Origin of the sequence: Spirillospora sp. NPDC047279 (assembly GCF_040643285.1) — a bacterium.
Classification (GTDB): domain Bacteria; phylum Actinomycetota; class Actinomycetes; order Streptosporangiales; family Streptosporangiaceae; genus Spirillospora.
Genome location: NZ_JBEYUA010000047.1, coordinates 1 through 2,285, shown reverse-complemented (window position 1 = coordinate 2,285; position 2,285 = coordinate 1). Strand labels below are relative to the sequence as shown.

Genomic DNA, 2,285 nt, shown 5'->3' with positions numbered 1-2,285 from the left:
TCGACCGAGAACTGTGGGGGGCGACTCATCCTGCGTCTCCTTCAGGCTCAGGAGTCCCAACTAACTCCTGCGCCACTAAGTCTGACGCGCGACAGGTGGTTGCGGCGGTGGCGCTGGCCCCGTTCCACAGCACGCCAATCCACCCCCACCACAGGTACCCGCACACCCCAGCGCAAGCAGTTGCCATCCCACTCCTGATCACCCGTCAACAGCGAGTTCAGAGCCACAAACCCACCCTCGGGCACCCACCCTCGGGCACCCACCCTCGGGCACCCACCCTCGGGCACCCACCCTCGGGCACCCACCCTCGGGCACCTACTGCTCATATCCCCGCTCATCGCCGTCGCATCTGAACTCCGGTGCCGAGCGGCGCGCGAAACCTGGACGGCCACCTCACCTGATGTCACCCGTTTGCCGCGGATCCCAACTCCCAAGGGGCAGCCGCACTTTGCAGACTTCCTCAGCCACGCGTATTTCCCGCGCGCAGCGCGGCAGTGGTGGTTGTTGGCTTGAGCCCGAGGTGCCGGAACACCTGCACCTGAGACCGAGGCCTCTGCCGCCCACTCACTTTGCTCGTCGCTGCCAAGTTTGCACCTCGTCACCGTTGCCACCCGCAGACGGACGACCACCTCAGACCAAAGGGGCGACCGCTGCCGTGCTCGGCAGCGGCCCGGAGCGGGCCGAGCATTGACCTTGCGCGTGGAGTAGTGGGCTGCCGATCCGGCGCGGAGCGGCGACGCTTTGAGTCCGGCCACCGGCCCCCGGCCACCGGGGAGGTCACGTCCAGCGGAGTGGTGTAAGAGATCGGCCTCCGCGTGATCTGTTTGTGCGGGTTAAGCGGTAAGTTGCTGCTGGTCGATCTTCTGACTGGGAGTGTCGCCGGGGATCACGCGTAGGCGGGCCTTGGCCAGGAAGTCCAGGCCCATGTAGCGGCGGGCCTCGGTCCATTTCGTCGGTCTGTTCCATCAGCACGGCGCCGACCAGGCGGATGATGGCGGTGCGGTCGGGGAAGATGCCGACCACGTCGGTGCGGCGGCGGATTTCCTTGTTCAGCCGTTCCTGAGGGTTGTTGGACCAGATCTGCCGCCACAGCTCCCGCGGGAACGCGGTGAAGGCCAGCAGATTTGCTTGGGCCTCGTCCAGGTGGGCGGCGACGTCGGGATGCTTGGCCTCCAGCGAGTCGACCACTCGGGGCGTGCTGGGCGGGAACCTCTTGGTCGGCGGGCTGGCCGAAGGTCGTGCGGACCAGTGTCGCCACCCACGGCTGCGCGGCCTTGGGCGCCTTGGTCAGCAGGTTGCGCAGGTAGTGGGTGCGGCAGCGCGGCCATGCCGCGCCCGGCAGGGTCGAGCCGATCGCCTCGACCAGGCCGCGGTGCGCGTCGGAGACGACCAACTGCACGCCGGACAGACCGCGGGCCACCAGGCCGGGCAGGAACGCCAGCCAGCCGGCGCCGCCCTCGGCCGAAGTCACCTCCACGCCCAGAATCTCGCGGTGCCCATCGGCATTGACGCCGGTCGCGACCAGCACGTGCAGGTTCACGATCCGGCCGTCCTCACGCACCTTCTGCGTCAGCGCGTCCACCCACACGAACGCATACGGGCCAGCGTCCAACGCGCGGTTGCGGAACGCTTCCACCTGCGCGTCCAGGATCTTGGACATCTCTGAGACCTGGCTCTTGGAGATGTGCTTGATGCCCAGCTGCTCGACCAGCTTGTCCACCCGTCGCGTCGACACCCGAGCAGATGGCTGGTCGCCACCACCGGCACCAGCGCCTGCTCAGCGCGGCGGCGCCGGTTCAGCAGCCACTCGGGAAAGTACGACCCGGACCGCAGCTGGGGGATCGCCAGCTCGACCGTCCCGGCCCGGGTGTCCCTGTCAGGGGGCCGGTAGCCATTGCGGGAGTTGACCCGCTCGCTGCCGCGTTCGCCATAGGCGGCGCCACAGACCGCGTCGGCCTCGGCCGACATCAAAGCATTCGCCATCGTGGTCATTCGCTGCCGCAACAGATCTGGCTCACACGCCTCGATCTGCTCGGCCGACCATGCTGCACACTGTCGTTCACGGCCATCGCGTTTGTTCTCCTTCGGTTCTTGGTCGATTCGAAGGAGCACGCGGTGGCCGTCTCACGTCCCGACAACACGCCTCACCTGTGGAAACTCATACAGCACTCGAATGGATGCAACCCACCCGAGCTTGTAACTCGTAGTGTGTAAAGTTGATCTTGGTGTGGGTCTGGTTGTCTTACCTGATGCGACCTGGGTAGGCAGCGGCGAGTTCGTTCAGC

The 2,285-nt window shown here is 66.8% G+C and carries 1 pseudogene; it reads right to left on the bottom strand.

From position 1 onward, the window contains the following. Positions 1 to 833: 833 nt before the first annotated feature. Positions 834 to 2,028, bottom strand: a pseudogene (locus ABZ810_RS47590) (IS256 family transposase). Between the last annotated feature and the right edge of the window lie 257 nt (positions 2,029 to 2,285).